Origin of the sequence: Vibrio sp. SCSIO 43135 (assembly GCF_023716665.1) — a bacterium.
GTDB lineage: Bacteria > Pseudomonadota > Gammaproteobacteria > Enterobacterales > Vibrionaceae > Vibrio > Vibrio paucivorans.
In genome coordinates, this window is the sequence record NZ_CP071859.1 from 1410398 (window position 1) to 1430809 (window position 20412).

Annotated in this window: 12 protein-coding genes and 3 pseudogenes; 5 read left to right on the forward strand and 10 right to left on the reverse strand. The window is 45.1% G+C overall.

What is annotated here, in order from left to right:
* Positions 1-18 precede the first annotated feature (18 nt).
* Complete coding sequence (locus J4N42_RS06465) at positions 19-1929, forward strand: methyl-accepting chemotaxis protein (RefSeq protein ID WP_252030601.1); 1911 nt, start codon at positions 19-21, stop codon at positions 1927-1929.
* Between the two features lie 63 nt (positions 1930-1992).
* On the opposite strand, the gene J4N42_RS06470 is transcribed toward J4N42_RS06465, so the two are convergent.
* Positions 1993-3411, reverse strand: a complete 1419-nt coding sequence (locus tag J4N42_RS06470; protein ID WP_252030602.1) for an amidohydrolase family protein — start codon at positions 3409-3411, stop codon at positions 1993-1995.
* A gap of 271 nt (positions 3412-3682) precedes the next feature.
* Here J4N42_RS06470 and J4N42_RS06475 point away from each other — a divergent pair, with 271 nt between their 5' ends.
* Entirely contained in the window at positions 3683-4402 is a 720-nt protein-coding gene (locus tag J4N42_RS06475; RefSeq protein ID WP_252030603.1) for a substrate-binding periplasmic protein, read from the forward strand.
* A 266-nt stretch (positions 4403-4668) separates the two neighbouring features.
* Here J4N42_RS06475 and J4N42_RS06480 read toward each other — a convergent pair.
* Both J4N42_RS06480 and J4N42_RS06485 read right to left on the reverse strand, forming a co-directional pair.
* Positions 4669-4847, reverse strand: a pseudogene (locus J4N42_RS06480) (thioredoxin peroxidase); the annotation flags it as partial.
* A gap of 100 nt (positions 4848-4947) precedes the next feature.
* Entirely contained in the window at positions 4948-5832 is an 885-nt protein-coding gene (locus J4N42_RS06485) for a LysR family transcriptional regulator (RefSeq protein ID WP_286036665.1), read from the reverse strand.
* Positions 5833-5935: 103 nt separating this feature from the next.
* Between J4N42_RS06485 and J4N42_RS06490 the strand changes: the two genes are divergently transcribed.
* Together J4N42_RS06490 and J4N42_RS06495 are read left to right on the forward strand one after the other, a co-directional pair.
* A complete protein-coding gene (locus J4N42_RS06490; protein ID WP_252030605.1) occupies positions 5936-7390 on the forward strand; it encodes a DUF1214 domain-containing protein in 1455 nt (484 codons plus the stop codon).
* A gap of 248 nt (positions 7391-7638) precedes the next feature.
* A complete protein-coding gene (locus J4N42_RS06495) occupies positions 7639-8547 on the forward strand; it encodes a LysR family transcriptional regulator (protein WP_252030607.1) in 909 nt (302 codons plus the stop codon).
* A gap of 158 nt (positions 8548-8705) precedes the next feature.
* Here the strand turns inward: J4N42_RS06495 and J4N42_RS06500 are convergent.
* Positions 8706-9112: pseudogene (locus tag J4N42_RS06500) on the reverse strand (peroxiredoxin family protein); the annotation flags it as partial.
* Positions 9113-9276: 164 nt separating this feature from the next.
* Here J4N42_RS06500 and J4N42_RS06505 point away from each other — a divergent pair.
* Positions 9277-10608: an MFS transporter gene (locus tag J4N42_RS06505; RefSeq protein ID WP_252030608.1), complete on the forward strand. Its 1332-nt coding sequence runs from the start codon at positions 9277-9279 to the stop codon at positions 10606-10608.
* Positions 10609-10683: 75 nt separating this feature from the next.
* Here the strand turns inward: J4N42_RS06505 and copI are convergent, their stop codons facing one another.
* The 6 genes and pseudogenes from copI to J4N42_RS06535 form a co-directional block, all read right to left on the reverse strand.
* Positions 10684-11226: a copper-resistant cuproprotein CopI gene (copI, locus tag J4N42_RS06510; protein ID WP_252030609.1), complete on the reverse strand. Its 543-nt coding sequence runs from the start codon at positions 11224-11226 to the stop codon at positions 10684-10686.
* A gap of 79 nt (positions 11227-11305) precedes the next feature.
* A complete protein-coding gene (locus tag J4N42_RS06515) occupies positions 11306-14422 on the reverse strand; it encodes an efflux RND transporter permease subunit (RefSeq protein WP_252030610.1) in 3117 nt (1038 codons plus the stop codon).
* 80 nt (positions 14423-14502) lie between these two features.
* A pseudogene (locus J4N42_RS06520) lies at positions 14503-16215 on the reverse strand (efflux RND transporter periplasmic adaptor subunit); the annotation flags it as partial.
* Between the two features lie 11 nt (positions 16216-16226).
* Entirely contained in the window at positions 16227-17699 is a 1473-nt protein-coding gene (locus J4N42_RS06525; protein ID WP_252030611.1) for a TolC family protein, read from the reverse strand.
* Positions 17700-17848: 149 nt separating this feature from the next.
* Positions 17849-18247 (reverse strand): hypothetical protein, encoded by a 399-nt coding sequence (locus J4N42_RS06530; protein WP_252030612.1) that lies wholly within the window; start codon positions 18245-18247, stop codon positions 17849-17851.
* A gap of 164 nt (positions 18248-18411) precedes the next feature.
* Positions 18412-20355 (reverse strand): ATP-binding protein, encoded by a 1944-nt coding sequence (locus J4N42_RS06535; protein WP_252030613.1) that lies wholly within the window; start codon positions 20353-20355, stop codon positions 18412-18414.
* Between the last annotated feature and the right edge of the window lie 57 nt (positions 20356-20412).

Consider the following 20412-nt stretch of genomic DNA (forward strand, 5'->3'; position numbering starts at 1 on the left):
AATAACAAGGATGACACGATGAGAAACTTAGGATTCAGGAAACTATTGCTGATCGCCATCATAGGTTTGGTGGTGGCATCAGTATCGGTGTCGGGTTACGTCGCTTACATCAAAGAAAAAGAAACTATGGTCGAGTTAATCACTAAGGCCAATCAAGATTATGTGAAAAACAAAGCCGAGCAAATCGCGAGCCAGCTGAATGAGAAAGTCCAAGGGTTAGATAAGCTCGGTGGGCAGTTCGACAATAAACCCATGTTGGGTACTGCCGACGACTTCATTGAGTGGACGCATATCTTTTCTAAAGCGATGAACTTAAACAGTTCAGTCGTCGCATTCACTAATGGGGACGCCTACTGGAACCAAACCGCGAAGACTTGGCCGAACCACAAATATAATGGTGATGTGACGACTCGGAGCTGGTACCAATTAGGGCGACAAAGTCCATCCGCTGCAATGACTGAACCGTATCTGTCTAGCGATGGGGATGTCTATTGGGTTTCTATTGTGCGTAAAACCATGAGCGGCATGATTTCCGTCGACATGCAGTTAGATTTCCTCAACGAAGTAGTGAAGAGTGCTAACGAGATCCCCGGTGCAGTTGCGATTATTTTGAATCATGACAAAACGGTATTGGCCTATTCCGATGAAGGTGTGAAAGCAGGGGAGAAAACGGATAGCTACCCTTGGTTAAATGACGTCGCTAACATTGCATTAGGTGATGTTGATGTAGTGTTTGATGGGTATCTTGGTGACAAAGAGAAACTGTATTTCTCCCACCAAATCAGTGTTGGTAGCAAGAAATGGTATGTGGTTATTGGTTTAGAGAAAGACGTTGTGTTTGCTGCGTTAAGTTCTGCCAAACAAGCCGCTATTACAACGGCTCTTATCGCGACCATTATCAGTAGTATCCTTGCTGTTGCCATTCTTAATGTGCTGTACCGACCAATTCTAGTATTGAAAGAGACTATTTCGGGTCTAAGCCAAGGCGATGGCGATTTAACGCAGCGTATAGAAGTAAAAACCAAAGATGACTTAGGTGATATTTCAGAAGGGGTGAATGCGTTTATTGTCAACCTTCAAGCAATGATGCTGGAGATTCGTGAAGTGACGGATCATCTCAATGAAAACGTCTATCGGATGAAAGACCAAAGCCAGAGAAACAGCGATATTTTACAAAACCATGTGCAAGAAACCGAGCAAGTCGTTACGGCGATAGAGGAAATGAACTCGACCGCGGAATCGATGGCAACGGATGCGGCAAATACCGCAGATTTAACCCATCAAGCGAATGAGGCAAGTGCAACCTCTAAACACACTGTGACTCAAGCGCAAAACAATGTCCAAGAACTGGTGAACGATGTGAGTACCGCTTCGGACAACGTAAATAATATGGCATCTGAGACTGAGGGCATTAATACCATTTTGAGTGTGATTGGCGATATCGCAGAGCAAACTAATCTATTGGCACTTAACGCCGCGATAGAAGCTGCGCGCGCTGGTGAGCAGGGGCGTGGCTTTGCGGTGGTGGCTGATGAGGTTCGTAACTTAGCAAGTCGCACCAAAACCAGCACCGAAGAGATTGAACAAGCGCTGCAGAGCTTACTGCGTGGAAGCCAATCTGTAGTTGATTCCATGGATTCGACCAAACAGAAATGTGCGCAAACCGCGGACGGTGCAGGTGAAGTGGCTACTAGCTTGGATGTTATGACGCAGTTCGTGACTGAAATTAACGATCTCAGCACTCAAATAGCGACAGCGGCAGAAGAACAAAGCAGTGTGACACAAGAGCTCAGCCGGAACATGACGGCGATAAACGACATTGTCGGAGAGTTAGACAGTAACGGCCAACAGGCCTTGGAAGAAGCGAATAATATTTCAGAAATGAACCAGAAACTGACCAGTATAGTAGGGCGGTTTAAACTGTCTTAAACAGTAAAATACGAAAAAGCCCTCAAGCTACGTTAGCTTGAGGGCTTTTTAATTAGGTAAGGTTTATAGGGTATTTTTGAAAATCTTACCGTCTTTCATGATGAGATCCATTTCAGTTAGGTGAGAACCGTCTGGTTTGGCATCGTTGGTTAGCCATGTCTTACGACCACCGATTAGCGTGATGTCTTCTAGCGGGTTACCGTCAATCAGAAGGATATCGGCGTACGCGCCAACCTCTATTACACCAATCTTGCCGTCTGAGTACGGGTTGATCCAATCTTCCATCAGCTCTGCGGAAATACGACCGCCAGTCGACGTCATGGCGCGAAGTGCTGAGAAGTTGCCGAAGAATTTCGCATTTAAATAGATTTCATGAGAAATCTGCTTGGCACACATATCGGCGTAACCCACACAATCGGTGTTAAATGCACGGTAGTCTGGGTCGAGCTTTTGAATATTTTCGACGTAACTACCAAATGCTGCTTGTGCTGACTCTAGCTTCTTCTGAATACTTGGGTCTTGAACCACTGGGATTTTTGCGAGCTCAGGAGAAAACGCCGTTAAGTTTGTCACTAGGAAAGCGCCATTTTCTTTAAACTTCTTATGGTGGTTCTCGTTGAACATGAAACCATGCTCAATAGACTTCACTCCGGTATCTAGAGCTTGGTGAAGTGCTTTATCAGAATAAGCGTGCGTAGCAACATAAGAACCGTACGTCTCAGCAATGTCGACCGCTGCTTTCAGCTCTTCATCAAGTAAGGACTGGTACTGCCATGGGTCAAATTTAGACGACACACCACCAGACTGAAATACTTTGGTAAATTGTCCACCTTGGCGATAGTTGTAACGAGCTTGCTCATGAATTTCAGCAACGCCAGCAGGGGTCGACATAATGTTGAGTAGCTCTAGGTTTTGAGGGGAATCGCTCAAACGGCGAGACTGTAGACCTACATCTGAGTGTCCGCCTACAGGAGCGATAGGTGCACCTGATACGTATGTGCGAGGGAAATCAATTTTGCCTTGTTTCTCTAATTCAGTCCAAACACCGTCTGCACCACCAACGTCGCGAATAGTACCGAAGCCTAGATCCAGATACATTTCGCCAAAACCTTGGGCGTGAACCGCAATTTCAGACCAGCGCATATCGTTAGTGCCTAACAAACCTTTAGGCAGAGTTAAGTGCATGTGTGCTTCCACCAAGGCAGGCATTAGGGTACGGCCTTCACCATCAATCACCTTAGCGTCTTTCGGTACGTCGGATACTCCTTTGCTAATTGCGGTTATTTTGTTTCCTGTTACGACGACAGAATGATTTTGATACAGCTTATTCTCAGTTCCGTTGAAAATATTCACATTCTTAAACACGATAACTTGTGGCGCTTCAATAGCAGTAGGTGCTGCCTCTTGAACAGGTGCTGGTGCGGCAAACGCGCAAGCAGCAGTGAACGCTAAAGATGTGGCAATCAGTGTTTTCTTGAACATAAAGTACTCTCTTAGTTAGTAGTGGTGTTCTGAAATCTGGTGCCATAGTAGCTATTTAGATAATCAGTTAATTGCCATTTAGTGACATTTGGTTTGCAAAGTGTGCTTGCTACAACTGCTGCTATGAGTAGCCACTAGAATGAAATGTTTTAATATGGTCGCTATGCTTATCTATGTGTTCCAGTTGCTCGGATATCACATGAGAGTTCTTTTTTACTTGTTAGCATTGGCATTTCCCTTTACTAGTTTTTCGTCAGACCAGGTGATACCTGTGACCATTTATTCGGATGATGGCTATCCACCGTTCAGCTACAGTGTTCAGGGAAAAGCGGCAGGTATCTATCCAGATATCGTGCGTGAAGTGGCCTCCGCCATACCGGAGTTTGAGGTAACTATTAAGCCGATTCCTTGGCGTCGAGGTTTAATGTTGCTCGAGAACGGGCAGGGCTTTGCTTTGCTGCCACCTTATTCTTTCCCTAAGAAGAGGCCTTATATCGCTCCGTATTCTCAGCCTATTCTTGCCGAAGCCGTAGTGGTGTACTGTCACCAACAAGTTTCGGAAAAACTGAGTAAGCCACTTGATTGGCCAAGTAGTTTCGAAGGACTAAGAATAGGAATTAACAGTGGTTACGGTTTGGGGGGAAAGGCATTCTGGAAGATGGTACAAGACGGCAAAATAAAAATCAGAGAAGCAAAAGACACCAAAGCCAATTTATTAATGCTCGAAGCTAGGCGCAGCGACTGCTATTTACATGTGGATTTATCCGTGAAATGGGTGATGAAGCAGATCATCGTTCAAGATGAATTGAACAGTGCGAGTTGGTTAGTCGCTGCCATGGAAGTGGATTCGCAACACGGGTATTTGGGTTACACCGCGATAGCGGAGAATTACCCGTACAAGCAGGCATTCATTGAAAGGTTTAACCAAGTTCTTCTTGAGCAGCAACAAAATGGCGTGGTAGAAAAAATAGTTGGTACTTATTTGAATTAGTCATTAGAACTCATAAAGAAGGTTACTGAGTTCTAATGACGGATATTAATTGACTATTGTACTTTATAGCGATTCAGTTTTAGTTGAAATCAAGTCAATGAATAACCTTGAGACTTATTTACTTAACTATATTAGTTCAGACTAGATCTGACACTTCAATTTGAAAAGAAGAGAGTTACCCACTTTGATTAAAGGTGCTTAGTCATCAATCAAAGACAATAAGAGGTAACTCTCATGCTCATTCACGACAAATAAGCCAGTTTCTAAGTCTCAATCTCGTGGAGGTATTTGGTACAAAGTGGGCAGTGTTTACCACGATAAACAAACTTCGTTTGCCAGGCAGTTCCTACCTGAGACTGACCTAATGTAACTTTTTTCCATTGAGTTTTGTCGCTTCCAATTGAGGGAAGATATCACCTGCTTTGAGTTTTTGTGAGTATGTCATCTCGGCACCCTCAGCAACATTATGTTCATCAGAGTTACCAGTGCAGCTAAGTTCAAGCGACCTATAGCGCGTTCAAAGTACTCGTAATTGAACAGATAGATTATATTTTACTGACCGTATTAATTCTCTCTATCAGCCACTTAATATCAGGAGTTTCCCCAGCTCTGTCCCAAATGAGATAGTTACTAATAGGTTGATAACGAAATTCTAGTTTAGTGTGACCGATAGGAAAAATATTAGAGTATTGATCTATTAACTTTGTAGGTAAAACTGCTACGAGATCTGTTTTCGAAATAATGGCTATGATCGAGAGAAGTGAGTCGCCAACGAATTGAGTTTGTCGACTAGGGATTGGCGTTTGAGAGAACTCGCGTATGTGCATTTTGCTCTTATTTAGAGTTGCGTGTTTGAGAGATAGATACTCGTTTTGACTTACTGTTTTCTTCTTTAATATCGGGTGGTTAATGTTCGCTGCGAGTGCAACTTGAATCCTTTCCAGTTCCATGCTGTTTAAACTAGGGTCGGTGCTAGGCCTTGGGCTTATTACGCAATCCAAGCGTTTCGATTTTAGTACATCTCGAATACTTTTTTCTCCCTCTGATATTTGTTCATAAATACAGCATGTTAGCTCGGGTGAGCTCTCGTTGTGAAAAAACTGTACTAAAGGTAGAGCGTAGTATTCAGGGCAAGCGATATTGAAGGTTCTTTTTGTAGTTTTGGCGTCAAAGTGTTTGAGATTGGTTAGTTCATTTTGAAGTGAACATAGTTTGGGGGAAATTGTTTTGTATATTCTTTCTGCATCATTGGTTGGCTGGATCCCTCGCCCTTTCTTACTAAATAACGGCATACCATAGAATTCGCTGATGCATCTGAGGTGATTCCTTAGTGTGGATTGTTTGATGTTTAGCCGCTCAGCAGCTTTTTGCATGCTGCTTTCTTCGAATGTAACTAAGAAAGATTGTACGTGGTGTAGGTCTGGAAACATTTCAATAGTGTCAGTTAGGGGTTAGTAATAAAGGCCTAAAGTGGCCTTTGTTTGTTGTTATAAGGCTAGGATAATGTTCTCACAATTTCAAAGAGGAATAAAAATGAACTTGAAGCATGTAACAACAAAAGTCGCTATCGGTATCACAATAGTACTTGCATCCAACACCTTTGCATCAAACTTAGGTTTCGATGTAGATAAAGTTCAATTTGAACCTGTCGAATCTGTAGATGAGTTTCGTGAAGATCTATTCTATATACGTGCGTTTGAGGTTCTGAATTTCTATCGACCAGCTTCTCAAATGTGGGCGACGATTGATGAGCTAGCTAAGCACGATGTTCATGAAAACGATATTGCTTACATGGGCAGAATTCAAGATTCAGATTTTAAATGGCCAACGGCAAACGGAGCAACTCAGTTTGCACTTGGCTCATGGGATTTGGAAAATGGCCCAGTTGTTGTCGAAGTGCCTAAGTCAGGTGAGGTTGGTATTTTTGGAGTCCTAACTGATGCTTTCCAACGTCCAATGGTTGATATTGGTAATGATGGCGTTGAAGGTGGTAAAGGTGGTAAGTATTTCCTATACGCGTCAAACTATAACGGTCCGGTGCCAAAAGGATACATCCCAGTACCGTCTAAAACTTACACTGGCCACTCAGCAATTCGTCTGCTTGTTCCATCGCTAACGGAAGAGAACCAAGCGAAAGCTGTTGAGCACGCTAAGAAGATCAAGGTTTACCAATATGGTAAGAAAGAAGAGACAATAGGTAAGCACGTCGACTTAAGCCGTAAATTGCTAAATCTCTACGAACCATTAGGTTTCAATTCTTTCGAGCAGATCAAACGCATTATCGACAAAGAATTGGTTGATTCGACTGACAAGGGCATCCTAGGTATGGCATCTGAACTGGGCCTAGAGAAAGGCCAGCCTTTCAACCCTTCAGATAAAGAGGTCGCACTGTTTAAGAAGGCGGCAGACGCTGCACAAGACCACTTCCGTCACCGTTACCTTTTGGATATTCCTCCTTACTATGAAGGTCAGAAAACATGGCGTGCAACCTTTTCTGATGACATCTATGAGACGCGTTGGCAGTGGGAACATCCTAACCGTCTAGAGTACGAAGAGCGTGGGGCGATTTACCAGTACATCTACGGTTCAATCACACGTATTGCAGGTGTTAATTGGTACCTAAACGGTTATCAAGACAGCGATGGTGAGATCCTTGACGGTGGTAAGAGCTACAAACTAACGGTACCAGCGAACGTTCCAGCTCAACGCTTCTGGTCGACAACGCTAACTGATGATCAATTTGGTGTCTTCCTTGATACGCCGGAGAAAAAGCAAGCGGTTAATTCATACGACCAAGGCCTAGAGATCAACCAAGATGGCTCAACGACGATTTACTATGGTCCTAAAGCGCCGAAAGGTAAAGAAGCGAACTGGGTACCGACCCAGCCAGGCGTAAACTACTTTGTCATGTTCCGCTTTTACAACGCTGAGGCGCCAGCGACTGACAAGTCATGGAAGCTGAATGATATCGAAAAAGCGACTTGGTAAGGTGTAGTCAAAATATAAAGTACGGTACTTAGTGCCGTACTTTTAGTGTTGCCGTTGAGTATATAGTGCTGGAAAGGGGGCGAATTTAGCGAGTTAAGGACATCTACTCAACAAATTGCTTGTGATTTTATGTGAGTTTTAGCTGACGTTTAAGGTTAAGTCAATAATGTCATTCGGCAAATCAATGCTTTTATTAAACGCCTCCTTGATTCGAGACGAGACAAAGTTTATGCAAGAGAGTTTTGGAAATGCGTGATAAGTTTAATTATAGCTTGCTACCTTATGTGGTTATTTTATACGAGGAGCGAAGTACGGTTAAAGCTGCTATGCGCTTAGGTGTTTCTCAGTCATTGGTGAGTAAGTCCATTAAACGCTTGTCGGAATATTATTCTAGACCTTTGTTTCATCGTGAGGGGCAGATTATGGTCCCGACTGGCTTTACCGAATCGATTTATCCCAAGCTAAGATCTGGATTGAAAGACTTGGATTCGCTTAAAGTAGATTTGAAGCGATATAATCCTCAGAAGGTTGCTACTAAATTTAATATAGGCGTTGCTCCCGGTTTAAACCTGAATCTCGCTAGTTATTTTGCAAACTTGATTGAACGAGAAGCATTGGCCATGTGTGTAAACTTTAAATTGGTTGAGTCTACAGATGCGGAGCGATTGTTGAGTCAAGAACAGATTGATGTGATGGTTGACCTAAGCTCTCCAATATATGGAATGTTATCTCAAGATATTCTTTATTATGAACAACCGGTACTCTTACTTTCTGGTATGTCGAATAAGTTTTTAGAGCATACATCGATTGAGTTGTCAGACTTGTCAGATCAATTACTTATTGGTTTTTCTCGCCCTGCCATGGTTGATGGTGGAATTGAATTGCCAGGGTTGACCTTTCAACTAATTCAGCGTGTGATTGCTGATGGAGTTTCAGTCGAAGATGGTTGTCGAGCGATTGAGGAGACTGGTTGTATGGGGGTGGCGTTATCCCGCACGGCGAGTAGGTATGTATTAGGCCTAGGTCTCAGAGTGCTGTCTATTAAAGGAGCGCAGGACATCCCTATCATGATGTACACCCATAAGCGAATGAAAGGAGCAGCGCATATTAAGTGGCTTAAGGAAAAAATGGTTTCAGCGATAAAACTTTCCTGTTAAAAATTTATCTCGGTCAAATGTTATGATGACTCCTTGTCTGAGTTAAATATGGGAATACATCTAACCTGATTAGTTGAGAGTGTGTTCTGAAAGTTATGATATTTCACCCAAGTCGGCTAAAAGTTGACGCTAATCCCTTTATAAACACTGCAACATCATTAGATGTTGCAGTGTTTTTTAATTCGGATTGGATAGTGCTTATCTGGGTCTCGAATACATGCTAAACCTGTGTAAGAGCTCTGAATTCTGGCCTTATAAACGGGTTGTTAGATAGGTCAACTCCATGAAGCTTTCCATGCTCATTTACGACAAATAAGCCAGGTTCGGCGAAATTGTGGTCGGTCTCCTTGTCCGAGCGTGATACTGAGATATACACACAAAGAGTCTTCATTTCTTGTTCAGATAAATCGTAAGTTATTGGGAAGCTAATGTTGATCTGTTCTGGGTGTTGCTCTAATTGTTGATTTGAATCACCTGAGACTGCCAGAATATCGACGCCTGCATCAATGAAAGCCTGTATATAGGTCTCAATCTCGTTGAGGTATTTGGTACAAAGTGGGCAGTGTTATTGAACGATAAGCTGCTAAAGGTATCGCGTGCACTGAATATTTTCCGGTCTGTTTATCGATATTCATAACAATATCAAAAGCCCATTTCTATAAACGTTACGCATAGGTGCTAAAAAAGGGTTATACCTAATCTTATGTTGTTCAACGCTTTGCAAACCCAATGACGCTGAGAGAAATCCTTCACGTTCCAAATGTGCGCTACTTTTTGATGTTTCGTAGCAGCTATTTTGCACGCTTTTACTACCCAGTTTTTACATTGTTGTATTTGGACTACGGGTTAACACTTTCCCAGTTCGCGATGCTCAATGTGGTTTGGGCTGCCACTATTGTGCTGGCCGAAGTGCCTTCCGGCGCATTTGCCGACACTTTGGGGCGCAAGAAGTTAGTAGTCTTGTCATCGATTGTGATGTTTATTGAAATTGCGATGATTGCGTTTGTACCAACTGGAAACCCGACGCTGGTATTCGTGGTATTTTTGGTTAATCGGGTATTAAGTGGCTTGGCAATGGCACTTGCGAGTGGTGCGGATGAAGCATTGGCATACGATACGCTCAAAGAGCAAGGGCAAGAAGAAGTGTGGCCGCGCGTGTTACAAATTCAGCTACGTATTTCATCGACGGTGGGCATCTTTGTGACGCTTATTGGTGCGGCGATGTACGACGTAAACTTCATGGCGCACGTGTATCAGTTTCTTGGGTTCGCAGCTCCAGAAAGTACTCAGGATATTATGCGTATCCCCGTATACGCCACCTTGTTTGTCGCATTGATTGCTATGTACTCAGCTTTCAATATGAGAGAGGAGAAAAAGGGTCTGCCTAGCGCGAGCGGCAAGCTGTCGACGACGATTGCAAGCCTTAAATTGACGCTAAACACGGGGAAGTGGGTGCTTTCTACTCCTTACGTTCTGTTTATATTGCTGTATTACAGCCTGTTCGAACACACCTCACGAATGTTTCTTACGATGAACAGCCAGTACTACCGCGCCATCGATATTCCGATCATTTACTTTGGGCTTATTGGAGCGGGGATCAGCTTGTTGCAAATCGTTCTCGCGGGTCAAAGCCGCAGGCTAGCGGAAAGCATGCCACCAAAAAGTTTTATCTTAGTCATGGGGTTAGCCACCATAGCGACGTATTTTTGGATAAGTTTAGGTTGGTCGATTTACGGCGTGATACCAGCATTGATCTTGATTTTTATCATCATGACGATGAACATTTTTATTAGCTATCACCTGAACAAGACTACTGAATCACACAACCGAGCGACGGTGCTGAGCTTTAAAGGGCTAATGTTCAACCTTGGCTATGGATTGATTGGTGTGTTATACGCCTATTACTATAAGTTGGTGTCAGAGCGCTATACAGAAGAGCAGATTGAGCAACATATTGATTTTATTGCCTCGCTGTCATCATTTTTCTATTACTTTACGTTTCTATTCGTTGCCATCAGTATCCTGTTTTATGTCAAAGATCGGAAAACGCCGATCTTATAAGCGTGTAGAAAAAGAGGCATCAATGGATGCCTCTTTTTGAGATGGATAACTGCTTGTAATCACAAGTGTTTGGAATTACAAACTCATCGATTTCGTCATTCCCGCTTCAGCGTGACCAGGAATATTGCAAGCGAACTCAACGTTATTATCACCGTGGAAGTGCCATAGTAGCTGCTTCGCTTTGCCTGGCTTTACCGTGACTGTAGAACCGCTGTCGTGAGCGTGGGTGGGCATTTTCTTCATCATTTCACGATGTTCAAGCTGCTCTGTCGCTGAGCCAATCGAAAACTCGTGGTCGATTTTGCCTGTATTCATCACCACAAATTGCACTACATCGTTAGGTTCGATGGTGACGTCATTTTTAAAGCTAATGCTCATATCGTCGGCAAGGATCACGTGAACGACTTTGTCTGGTTTCGCCCCATTGGCTGGCATACCGACCTCAGACATGCCTTCCATATTCATCATATTGGAGTGGTCCATTTTGCTCATGTCCATCTTACTCATATCCATTTGACCATGGTCCATTTTGCTATGGTCCATTGTACTGTGATCCATTTGTGCAAAAGCTAACGGAGTTGAAAGAGTAAGAGCCAGTGCGATAATTGTTTTTTTCATGGTATATCCTTGTATATGTAATCGGGTAAATCACCTCTTAACGCTGTAATAAACAGCACTAAGAGGTTGTAAATTAGGGTTAAAGTTCTCGTTTTTTCCAAAGCTTAAACACGGCAGGAAGTACAAGCAGGGTGAGAAGCAGGGCAGACGCCATACCGCCAATCATTGGCGCTGCAATCCGCTGCATCACTTCCGATCCCGTTCCTTCGCCATACATAATTGGTATTAATCCGATGATGACCGTCAGTACCGTCATCATCACTGGTCTAACACGTAAGCCAGCGCCTTCTTGGATTGCGTGGGTCAGATCGTCTGCGTTGATGGACTGGTTGTTTTCCTCTGCATCGACTTTCTTGTAGTGCCATGCTTGGTTTAGATACACCAACATGATCACACCAATTTCGACGGCAACCCCCGCTAGCGCAATAAAGCCAACACCCACGGCGATAGAGAAGTTGTAGCCCAAGTAGTGCATTAGCCATAATCCACCAACCATCGCGAGTGGCAGGGTAGCCATAATGACCAGCACTTCACCAATGCGGCGAAAACTGAAGTAGAGCAGCAACATAATGATCATTAGGGTGATTGGTACAACTAAACTCAAACGCTCTTTGGCGCGTTCCATGTACTCGTACTGACCAGACCAACCCAGTGAGTAACCCGCAGGTAGCAGCAGTTGCTCGGCAACGACTTGCTGGGCTTCTTGTACATAAGAGCCTAAATCTCGGCCTTCGATATCGACAAAGACCCAGCCATTCGGGCGTGCGTTTTCTGTCTTAATCATTGGAGGGCCATCTTCGTAACGAATGTCGGCTACATCCGCTAGCGCGATACGCGCGCCATTAGGCGTCACCAGTGGTAGGTTTTGCAGTTTGACGACAGAGTCACGGTAGTCTTGAGGGTAACGAACGTTAATAGGGTAGCGCTCGAGACCTTCGACAGTTTCACCAACATTCATACCGCCCACGGCAGTGGATATCACCTGTTGAACATCTTTAATGCTTAAACCGTAACGGGCTGCTTGCCTGCGCTTAATATCGATGGTGACATACCGGCCACCGGCAACGCGTTCCGCGTAGACAGAAGCAGTACCATCAAGCCCGTTTAGAATTGGTTCAAGCTCAGCGCCAATTTCTTCGATGACCTTTAAATCGGCCCCCGCGATTTTGATACCAATTGGCGTTTTGATACCGGTTGCGAGCATATCGATACGGGTTTTGATTGGCATCACCCAAGCATTAGTTAAGCCTGGAAACTGAATCAGTTCATCAAACTCTTTACGCAATGACTCAGTAGTGACGCCGTCACGCCATGCGCTTTTCGGTTTCAACTGAATCACGGTTTCAATCATAGTCAGTGGTGCTGGGTCGGTGGCGGTTTCAGCACGGCCGATTTTGCCCCAAACAGTCTCGACTTCCGGTACGGTTTTGATCAGTTTATTGGTTTGCTGCAGTAGTTCGCGGGCTTTACCAATAGAGATACCCGGATAGGTAGTCGGCATATACATCAGGTCGCCTTCATCCAGAGGTGGGATGAACTCGCTACCCAGTTTGTTGAGCGGGTAGTAGGCCGATGCCATTAATGCCAGTGCGATAACAATCATCGACTTTGGGTATTTCAAGCTCAGATTGAGCAATGGGCGATAGAGTGCTACCAGCCCCTTGTTTACTGGGTTTTTGTGCTCAGGTAGAATTTTACCGCGAATGAAGTAACCCATAAGCACTGGAACCAGTGTGATGGCTAATCCAGCCGACGCCGCCATAGCATAGGTTTTGGTAAAGGCGAGTGGCGAGAACATCTTGCCTTCTTGCCCTTGCAACGCAAACACAGGAACAAAACTTAACGTAATGATCAACAGGGAGAAGAACAGCGGTGCGCCGACTTCTTCCGCTGCTTTACCTATCACTTGCCAGCGGTTTTTGTCAGTAAGCGGAGTACGCTCTATGTGCTTATGCACGTTCTCTATCATCACAATTGCACCATCGACCATGGCACCAATGGCGATGGCGATACCGCCCAAAGACATAATGTTGGCGTTGATCCCTTGCCAATGCATCACGACAAAAGCCGACAAAATACCCACGGGCAAACTTAGTGCGATGACTAAAGACGAGCGGATATGGAACAGGAAGAGTGCACATACCAAGGCAACAACAATGAACTCCTCGGCCAGTTTCTTCCAAAGGTTGTCGACAGCCGAATCAATCAGGGTTGAGCGGTCGTAAGTCGGTACTATTTCCACACCATCGGGCAGGCCACGCTCCAGCTCCGCCAGCTTCGCTTTGATATTGGTAATGACCTCACTGGCATTTTCACCAAAGCGCATGACGACGACACCGCCAACCGCTTCGCCTTCACCGTTTAACTCAGAAATACCACGACGCATCTGTGGACCCAAGTTGATATCGGCTATGTCGCCCAACAACAAAGGTGTGCCTTTGTCGGTAACGCGTAGAGGCAGAGATTTGATGTCTTCGACATTGGTTAAGTAACCAGTCGTTCTCACCATGTGCTCGGCTTCAGCGACTTCAATTACGGACGCGCCCGTTTCTTGGTTACCGTTTTGAATCGCTTGATTCACTTGTTGCAGGGTTAAGTCGTAAGCGCGGAGCTTTGCTGGGTCAATTTGTACTTGGTACTGTTTAACCATGCCGCCCACGGTGGCGACTTCTGACACACCATCCACGGTTTGCAATTCGTACTTTAGGAACCAGTCTTGAAGGCTACGCAGCTCTGCTAAATCGTGCTGACCTGTTTTGTCCTGCAATACGTAACTGTATATCCAGCCTACACCAGTTGCATCTGGGCCCAGTGTTGGTTTCGCACTGGCTGGCAGATTGGGTGCAACTTGGCTGAGGTACTCTAATACTCGAGAGCGAGCCCAATACATGTCAGTATCATCGTTAAAAATGATGTAGACATACGAGTCACCAAAAAATGAATAACCACGTACGGTTTCTGCACCAGGGACGGCAAGCATAGCGGTGGTAAGCGGGTAGGTAACTTGATCTTCCACTACCTGCGGAGCCTGTCCTGGATAACTGGTTTTGATGATGACCTGAACATCGGATAAGTCAGGTAACGCATCCACTGGCGTGTTTTTAACGCTGTAGAGACCCGCTAGGGTGAGAAATACTGTTGCGACCAACACTAAAAAGCGATTGTTGATCGACCAGCGTATAATGGCGGCAATCATTGATGACCTCCATGCTGCTCTGCGTCAGCGGGCTCGATTTTTTTCAAGGTCTCGGTTTGCTTCAAGGTCTCGACTTGTTTCAAGGTCTCAATTTTTTTCAAGGTATAGTCTGAACCGTCTTTCGCGACTAGAAACCGAACCTGTTGGCCTTCCTTCACTTCTGAAAGTGACACATCATCGCTGGTGGAGAAGTTCATCTCACCTGCATCCCAGCTCCACTGTGCAACGGGTAAATGCTTCACAGTGACCATACCAAAGTCTGCCATCAGCATAGTGATTTCACCTTCAACCCATACCTCGTTTGCAATGACGGTGTCATCAGCTTTGAAATCAACAATTTCATATTGGCCGGATGGGGATTTTTGCATTTCGAATTGTATTGATTTCCCTTTAGTCAGGGTTTCCCACTGCTTGTCGGAAATATCAACGGATTCCGCGAACGTAAAGTTCATCACCATACCTGGCCAATCCCATTCAGGAACAGGTTGGTGGTTAATCGTCAGCATTCGGTGGCCTTGCATTACGTCGGTAATTTCACCTGTTGCCCAAGCGGTTTCCGCAGCGGTTATTTCAGGGCCATTAATACGGCTTAAATCAGCGGTTTGGCTGGACTCTGAATCGAGCATGAAGTGTGCAGACGTAACGACTGTGTCTTCCTCTGCTAGCCCTTCAAGTACTTCCACCTTGTTATTGGCTTCGCGACCAGTAAGTATTCGAGCTGAGCGGTATTTCCCATTGCCTTCAGACAATACCACTCGGCTGATACCTCCAGAGCGAATCACGGAAGAAGATGGGACGGTGTAAACCATGTCTTCGGAGGTAGGCTGTAGCGTGATGTTGGCGAACATGTTGGGTTTCAGCTCGCCACTTGGGTTGGCGAACTTAAGCCTCATTCTTAGAGTTCGAGTGCTTGGGTCAAGGATCGGGTAAACGTAATCGACGCTGCCTTGCCACTCTTTACCGGGAACGGCATCAAGGTTCATCACGGCATCACTACCTGAAGTAATCCAGTGCGCTTGGCGCTCAAACACTTCAGCATCGACCCAAACTTCGTCGAGTGGGCCTGCACTAATCACGGCTTGAGCCGGTGAAAGGTAGCCACCTTCACGAATGTTTAAACTCGCGATAACGCCATTGGCGGGCGCTTTAACTTTGATGGTTTGCTGCGCTTTGCCTTTTTTACGTATTTGAGTGATTTGGTTTCTATCTACTCCCAGAGAAACAAGGCGCTCAGTTGCGGCTTTAACCAGTGAGTTACGGCCTGTGCGATACGCATTCAGTAGCTCTTCTTGGGCTTTTACCAACTCAGGAGAGTAAAGTGTGAATAGAACGTCGTCTTTCTTTACGACTTCGCCTACTGCATTGATGTAGAGTTTTTCAACCCAACCGCTGACGCGAATATTGGTTTGCCACAGTTTACTTTCATCGAAGGCGATATAGCCCACTGTATCAATGTTCGGCGACATCTGCTCCTTAGTGACAGGCGCCGTTTTAACGCCAAGGTTATTTTCGACCGACGCGTTGATAGTCACAGTGCCCGCTGGATCTTTTTCTCCAGCTAAGTCATCGGCATAGACAGGAATTAAGTCCATTCCCATTGGTGACTTGCCGGGCTTATCGCGTTGGTAATTTGGATCCATTGGTGCAACCCAGTACAGCGGCTCGTCACTATTTGAGCCGGCAGATTCACTTGCCATTACTGACATGTCGTGGCTAAACAAGTATTGATTGGCTGCAAAACCTAATGCGGCACCCACTAGCAAAGTAAGGCTCGCGACTTGGAATGTTTTCATGTGTTCTCCTATTACTCGCTAGTGTCTGAGTTTTGGTTGCTGGAAGGTTGGCGATTTACAGGCGTAGCAGCCTGATTCAGATTGAACTCGGGAGTATCCACCTGATAATCAAAGCCATTGAGCAGGTAAGCTAAATTGCTGTAGGCAATATTGAGATCGGTTTGAATACGGGCCTGTTCTAGCTGTAACGCCAGCTCGTCACTGGCCGCGGTGATAACGTCATTGAATTGGGCTGTATTGTTTTGGTATCCACGTTCAACCGCTTGGGTTCTTGCGTTGGCTTGAGTGAGTAGGGTGGTTTGGTAGCGGTCTAAGCGCTGCGCCAAATTGGTTTTGTCGACCAGAAGTGCATTCACTTTGGCATTCATTTGCGCCAGTAGCTGATCTTTTTGAAGCTTAGCCGCCCCGACTTGATATTCCGCAGCCGTGTAGCTTCTGTCTTGGCGATTGCCCGTAAACAGAGGAATGTCCATGGTGACGTACGCACTGACGAGATCCGATGCAGGTTCGCCCATCATGTTGTTGGCTTGTCGGTACGCGTACATGACTTCGACACCGAACTGAGGGTTATAGGCCTCTTGGGCAATGTCGACTTGGGTTTGGCTTGCCGCAATTGAAGCATCGGAAATACGAACCATCGGGTGAGTGGACAAGTGTTCATAGTGCTGAGTTAAGCCCTCTGAACTGCCCAACATAGCTTGTACCGAGCTCCAGTCGAGCTGATTACTCGCTTGTGTGGTTTGAGCGTGAGTATTGAGCCACTGATCGCCTAACCATTCTGAAAGCTGAGAGTAGACTCGGTTTTGCTGCTGTTGGTTAGCTTGTAGCTTTTCTTCTAGCTTGCTGACTTGTAGCTGAGCTTGCAGTAAGTCCTGAGCTTCGCTTTTACCAATTGCGTAATTGGTTTCGATAAAGCTGACCATTTCTTCCATCAGCTGTCTGTTTTGAACCAGTACGTCGCGTGCAATTTGCAAGTAGCCTAATTCCAGCCACAGCTGCGTCATGGTATTGGCGACTTCTAACTCGCGATTCTCAACTTGCAGCGCAATCGCATCGGCTTGCTGGTTGGATTTTTGTTGTTGCAGCTTGAGCGTAGAGCCTCGTTCGAACTGCTGCATCAATCCAACTGAGATATTGGTCATTGGGTCTTCGTCGAACTTGAAACTATCGACAGGCAATCCGCCAAAGCCTACTTTTAGCTTAGGATCCATCAGTGTTGCGCTCGCCACACCTGTTTCTCGCAATGATTGAGATTGCGCGTAGTACTGTTTGCGGCTTGCATCGTTTTGCAACGCTAACTCAATTAGGTGAGTTAGTGAGCTATTTGTCAGCGAATTTTGTGAGTGGGTGTTTTCTTCCAGTGGCTTGCTTGAATCAGCAATGGCTGGAATAGAAAACATGCTCACGGCACTTATAGAAAGTGCTAGCAAAGATTGTTTAATTTTCACGGGTGTTTCCAATCTAGATCGTATGGACAAAGCCATAAAGGCGAGATCCATAACGTTAAAATCAGTCACGAAGCTGAAGTTCAAGCTTTGGCCAATTCAATTTGAAGCAAAGGTTGAGCAAGCATAAACGGCGCAACAAAGAGCGGCGAAGATTGACAGCAACGTGGGTAATTTAGAGTTGGAAACTAGGCGATGGGAGGCCGAAATAGTGAGCGGGTAACGTTAACAGCGTTAACATGCGGTTCTAAGGGGATGAGTGCTAATTTGTAGGTGAGTGCAAATGACGAAAGGGGTTGTTTTGGGAATGCCAAAACATTGATACATGCAGCTAAGCAGCAGTGATGCATCGTTGAGTCCATCTCCGAAACACAAGAAGTAGGGCTGGATTCACTGACTTTCATGTCGTGATACATCATCGGACTGTTCATTCCGCTGTGGCAACTCATTGTCGTCATGCTCGAACCGGATTCGGCCGAGAGCATTTGGAATGTCATCAACGGTTCACTGGATGCGACAGTCGATAACAGTAACGCGAGTCCTGCTAGAGCTGAGATCCAAATTGTACGAAGTCGAGACAGATGCATCGTAATTCCGTTGATAGGATGAACAGGGTAAATATACACCTTACCCCTAGGGGAAGGTCAAATGGATTTCACATGATTTTTCATTCTCAGTGTTGATTTGAAGAGAAAATCACCAATCCCTGTCGCTGTCTCAAAGCCTGTTTCTACTTGTCCCGTCAACGTCTTTACATGGTTTCGGTTTCTTCGATCTTCTCATTGCCTAAGTCGGTGAGGTATTTGTTCAAAGTTTCAAACAAACGATGCGGTGTGACGGGCTTAGATAGGAAGTCATTCATTCCCACATCAAAACAGCGTTGTTTGTCCTCACTGACTACGTTAGCGGTGAGGGCGACAATAGGCACATCTTTGGCCCAAGGGCATTGCTTACGAATTTGTATTGTAGCTTCGTAACCATCCATAACAGGCATGTGGCAGTCCATCAAAATGGCGTCGTATTGGTTGTTTTTACACATATTCAATGCAATTTGCCCATGTTCGGCGATTTCGACTTTTAGCCCCAGCTTACCAAGCATGATTTTAACCACTTGCTGATTGATTCGAGTGTCTTCGACCACTAGAACCGTGTATTTGGAGGTGATAGCGAGGGTTTCTTCGATTCGCTCCATAGAGGTATGGCGAGGGAAGTCGCACACATTTGGCTTGTTTGATGATTCTGGCAACGTGTACTTAGTGCCATCTTCAGGCGGTTGCTTGGAAATCGGTAGTTGGATATTAAAGAAGAAGTTACTGCCTAAGCCGATAGAGCTGACAACCTCTAGCTCACCACCCATAAGTTGGACTATCTGTTTGCTGATCGCGAGGCCAAGTCCTGTGCCGCCGTATTTACGTGTGGTGCTACCATCCGCTTGCTGGAACTTTTCAAAGACATCTTGCAGTTTGTCTTTATCGATACCAATACCTGTGTCTCTTACGGAGAACAAGAGTGAGACATGCTCGGAGTGCATGGCAGACATTCTCACATCAAACGTAATGGCACCTTGAGAAGTGAACTTAATGGCATTGCTGAGTAAGTTGATTAATACTTGGCGCAGCCTTACGGAATCCCCAATAAGCATATTAGGGATGTGTTCGTCGACAGAGCATTCAAACAGCAGGTTTTTCTCTTTGGCGCGTACATTGAAAATGTCAGATTGCTGCTGGATAAGCTCATGCAAATCGAAAGCGGTATGCTCGAGTTCGAAGTGCCCAGCTTCGATTTTCGAGAAATCGAGAATGTCGTTAATGATGTCTAGTAAGGTATTGGATGAAGTAGTAAGGACTTGTAAGTATTCTTTTTGAGTCTCGGTCGCATCTTCGTCATCGAGCAACGATGCAACACCTACGATGCCATTCATCGGAGTACGGATCTCGTGACTCATGTTGGCAAGAAATTCACTCTTCTTCTGGTTAGCCACTTCGGCGCGAAGTTTTTCAGCCATTAAGGCGTTGTAGTTAGATTCTAAGTGATCTAAGCATTCGTTGTACTTTTGAGTCAGCATGGTGACTTCATCGTTAAACGTACGCTTGGGATCTGGCATGCGGCTAGGAATTGGACCGTCACCAAATTCGGCCATTGCAGTCGAGAGCGTGGTGATTGGCTTAACGACAAGTTTCATGGTGATGTACAGCAAGCAAGCGACAATCATAAAGGTTTCGACGGCTTGCATGAGCAATATGATTAAAAAGCTATTCCATAGTTTGGCATAAACAGGGGCGAGGTCACTTTGAATAGTAAGTGTGGCAAGGTGATAGGTTTTACCCCCCATTAGATGTTCCAGTTCCCAGTCTCGTTCGAGACTTTCCCCTTTGACTGGTACTCCTAATTCGACGATGGTGCCCAAATCGTCCTGAATTTTCAGATAGCTGATCTTAGGATTTTTCATTACGCCTTCAGAAAGAGTCTGCAGCTGCTCACGATCTTCGACCCATAAACTGGCGCTAAAGCTGGAGATATTACTTTCTTCCAGTTGAGTTAATTCGGCGTCGAGTTGAGCCCACTCTTCTTGGTAATCAAGATAGAAATTTAATGAGGCATTTATCAATGCAAAGACGATGCTAACAAGAACCGTTAATCCTACTAATTGCTTATCGATACCGAGTTGACGTTGTGTTCTATTTTTTTGAGTCATATGCAATCGTGTTTTTATATTTGCTGCTACTTTTAAAGATAGCCGCTATTGAGAAAT